Origin of the sequence: Sinomonas sp. G460-2 (assembly GCF_047759905.1) — a bacterium.
Classification (GTDB): Bacteria; Actinomycetota; Actinomycetes; order Actinomycetales; family Micrococcaceae; genus Sinomonas.
In genome coordinates, this window is record NZ_JBKZWT010000338.1 from 1 (window position 1) to 3,799 (window position 3,799).

A 3,799-nucleotide genomic window follows, 5' to 3' on the forward strand; every position below is an offset into this window, starting at 1 on the left:
TCGCCCTCCGCATGGGCGCGCACGACGTCGTCAACCTCGCCGAGGGCGGGACCCTCCCCGAGACCGATGTCGTGTTCGAGGCCTCGGGCGCCCCGGCCGCCGTCACGAGCGTGCTGCGGGCCGTCAAGCGGGGCGGGCTCGTGGTCCAGGTGGGCAACCTGCCGGCGGGCAAGCTCGAGGTCTCGCTCGCCGAGCTCGTGTTCCGCGAGATCGAGTACCGCGGCTCGTTCCGGTTCATCGACGAGATCTCGACCGCGCTCGAGTACTTCGCCGACGGCCTCGACATCGAGCCCCTGCTCACGCACGAGTTCCCCGTCGAGGAAGCCGTCGAGGCGTTCCGGGTCGCTGGCGATCGCTCCACGGGGTCCTCGAAGGTGCTGCTGCGGTTCTGAGCCGTTCTTTCCTGCTCACCTTGGTCCTTCCTGCTCACTTTGGGGGGCCGGCTGATCCCCGCTGCGGCGTGTCGCGCCAAGACACGGCGCGGTGGGCGGCCCAAAGTGAGCACGAGCGGACAGTGAGAAGGGCGGCCCAGATGTTTGGCAGAATGGACCGGGTGAACAGCACAGGCAAGAGGGCATCACTCGAGAAGCTTCCTGAGGAAGTCGCCAGCATGTTCGACGACGTCGCACCGCGCTACGACGTGGTCAACGACCTCCTCTCGCTCGGCCAGACGCGCCGGTGGCGGAAGGTCGTGTTCGACGCGGTCGGCGCGAAGCCGGGCCAGCGCGTGCTCGACCTCGCCGCGGGAACCGGCACGTCCGCCGAGCCCTACGCGGATGCGGGCATCGACGTCGTGGCCTGCGACTTCTCCCTCGGCATGCTGCGCGTGGGCAAGCGCCGCCGCCCGGACATCGACTTCGTGGCGGGCGACGCGACGAACCTGCCGTTCGCGGACAACTCGTTCGACGCCGTGACGATCTCGTTCGGCCTGCGCAACGTGACGGATCCGCACCAGGCCGTCCGCGAGATGCTCCGCGTCACGAAGCCCGGCGGGAAGATCGTCGTGGCCGAGTTCTCCTCGCCGGTGAACCCCTTGTGGCGCACGATGTACCTCGAGTACCTCATGCGCGCGCTCCCGCCCGTCGCCCGCAAGGCCTCGTCCAACCCGGACGCGTACGTGTATCTGGCCGAGTCGATCCGCGCGTGGCCCAACCAGGACCACCTCGCGGCGTGGCTCACGGAGGACGGCTGGGAGAACGTCGTGTACCGGAACCTCTCCGGCGGGATCGTCGCCGTGCACCGCGGCACGAAGCCCGTCCCTCCCGCGTCGCAGTCCGGGCCCGTGGAGAAGATCCGGCGCGCGCGCCGCTCTGCCGGGTGACGCGCGGCTGATCCAGTGGAAGTACTCGTCATCGGCGCCGGCCCCGCCGGGTCCACCGCGGCGCACTACCTCGCCCGCTCGGGCGTGCCCGTCACGGTCCTCGAGAAGACCCGCTTCCCGCGCGAGAAGGTGTGCGGCGACGGGCTCACGCCGCGGGCCGTGCGCGAGATCCAGCTCCTGGGCCTCCCGCACGCCGAGCCGGACGGCTGGCGCCGCAACCGCGGGCTGAGGCTCATCGCGGGCGGCCGCACGCTCGAGCTCCCCTGGCCCGCGGGCGGGGAGTTCCCCGAGTACGGCCTCATCCGGACCCGCCTCGGCTTCGACGAAGAGCTCGCCCGGCACGCCGAGTCCGCGGGCGCGCGGATCCTCGAGGGCCACAGCGTCACGGAGGTGCTCCGGGACGACGCGGGCCGCGTGATCGGCGCCCGGGCGCAGCTCCTCGACGAGGACGGCAAGAAGACCGGGGAGACACGCGATTTCTACGCCGACGTGGTCCTCGCCGCGGACGGGAACTCGACCCGCGCCGCCGTCTCCCGGGGCCTCGCAAAGCGCGACGACCGCCCGCTCGGCGTCGCCTACCGCACGTACTTCCGAAGCCCGCGCCACGAGGATGACTGGATGGAGGGCTGGCTCGAGCTCCCCGGTCGCGACGGCAAGCCGCTGCCCGGCTACGGCTGGGTCTTCGGCGTGGGGGACGGGACGTCGAACGTGGGGCTCGGGATCCTGAACTCGTCCAAGGAGTTCGGCAAGATCGACTACCGGCAGGTGCTGCGCGACTGGACCGCCGCGATGCCCGAGGAATGGGGCTTCACCGAGGCCAACCAGTCCGGCCCGATCCGCGGCGCGGCGCTGCCCATGGGCTTCAACCGCACCCCGCACGCCGTGCCCGGCATGGCGCTCCTCGGAGACGCGGGCGGCATGGTGAGCCCGTTCAACGGCGAGGGCATCAGCTACGCGATGGAGTCGGGCCGCTATGCGGCCCAGTTCCTCGTCGACGCCGCGGCAGCCCAGTGCGCGGCGGGCGGGACCCGGCCGGCGGACGACGACGTTGACCGTCGCCTGTGTGCCTACGCGGACCACGTGCGCGAGCAGTGGGGCAGTCACTTCACTCTCGGGAGGGCGTTCGCCGCGCTCATCGGGCGGCCCGCCGTGATGCGTCTCGCGCTGCGCACGGGGATGCCGGTGCCGGCGCTCATGCGTCTCGTGGTGCGTCTGCTCGCGAACCTTACCGAGCCGCGCGGCGGAAACCTCGAGGACCGGGCTATCCGACTGCTCGAATCGCTCACGCCGGCAACGACGAACGGCGTTTCGACCCGCCGCCCCTAACCCACCCAAGCCCCATTTCAACCCACAGCCCCCTAACCCACCAAGCCCCATTTCAACCCACAGCCCCCTAACCCACCCAAGCCCCATTTCAACCCACCCACCCACCCGAAGCTAGGCTTGACCACGTGACGAACACTGAACACAGCTGGACCAGCGCGGGCCACGGGCACTCTGAGGGAGAGCCCGCCCCGACCACGACGGCCATCGCCGCCGGGATCCAGCTGCCCGCAGGCTTCGCCGCGATCGCGGAGGATCCCGAGATCGGGTCCGCGATCATGACGAGCATGGCCCGCGTCGAGAAGCGCCTCCGCGAGGCGATCGCGAATTCCGATCCGCTCGCCGACGCGACGAGCCGCCACCTCGTCGAGGCCGGGGGGAAGCGCATCCGCCCGCTCCTGACGCTTCTGTGCTCGCACCTCGGCGACTGGACGCGCCCCGAGGTGCTCCAAGCCGCGGCCGTGGTCGAGCTCACCCACTTGGCGACGCTCTATCACGATGACGTCATGGACTCGGCCCCGTACCGCCGCGGTGCCCCCACCGCTCACGAGGTGTGGGGCAACACCGTGGCGATCCTCACGGGCGATCTCATCTTCGCGCGCGCCTCGATCCTCGTGTCCGAGCTCGGCGGCCGCGCGCTCTCGATCCAGGCCCGCACGTTCGAGCGGCTGTGCCTCGGTCAGCTCCACGAGACCGTGGGCCCGCGCGAGGACGAGGACCCGCTCGACCACTACATTTCCGTCCTCGCCGACAAGACCGGCTCGCTCATCGCCGCCTCGGGCCAGATGGGCGCGATCTTCGCTGGGGCGCCGGCCGAGTACGAGGACGTGCTCGTCGCTTACGGCGAGCGGGTGGGCGTCGCGTTCCAGCTCGCCGACGACGTCATCGACGTCACCGGCGGCAAGGTGACGTCCGGCAAGTCCGCCGGCACCGACCTCCGGGAGGGCGTCCCCACGCTTCCCGTGCTGCTGCTCCGCCGGGCCGCGTCTAACGGCGACGCGTCCGCCGAGGACGTGCTGCGGCTCGTCGACGGCGATCTCACGAGCGACGAGGCGCTGGCCGAAGCCGTCGCCGCGCTCTCGGCGCATCCCGCGACGGCGCAGTCGTGGGAGGTCGCGCGCGAGTGGGCCGACGCCGCGAAGGCGGCACTGCGTC

At 71.4% G+C, this 3,799-nt stretch carries 4 protein-coding genes; all 4 read left to right on the forward strand.

What is annotated here, in order from left to right; translation table 11 throughout:
• Nucleotides 1-392: zinc-binding dehydrogenase (locus ACLN58_RS19305; RefSeq protein WP_415856856.1), on the forward strand; the 392-nt coding region annotated here is incomplete at its 5' end.
• Nucleotides 393-544: 152 nt separating this feature from the next.
• Complete coding sequence (locus tag ACLN58_RS19310) at nucleotides 545-1,321, forward strand: demethylmenaquinone methyltransferase (protein ID WP_415856857.1); 777 nt, start codon at nucleotides 545-547, stop codon at nucleotides 1,319-1,321.
• 15 nt (nucleotides 1,322-1,336) lie between these two features.
• Nucleotides 1,337-2,647 carry a geranylgeranyl reductase family protein gene (locus tag ACLN58_RS19315; RefSeq protein ID WP_415856858.1) on the forward strand — a complete coding sequence of 437 codons (1,311 nt, stop codon included), beginning with the start codon at nucleotides 1,337-1,339 and terminating at the stop codon, nucleotides 2,645-2,647.
• Between the two features lie 125 nt (nucleotides 2,648-2,772).
• Nucleotides 2,773-3,799, forward strand: a 1,027-nt coding sequence (locus ACLN58_RS19320; RefSeq protein WP_415856859.1) for a polyprenyl synthetase family protein, incomplete at its 3' end; no start/stop codon positions are given.

What these genes read in the sequence shown, in the direction of transcription:
- ACLN58_RS19310 (WP_415856857.1), top strand. Translation starts at nt 545, where the DNA reads ATGGACCGGGTGAACAGCACAGGCAAGAGGGCATCACTCGAGAAGCTT.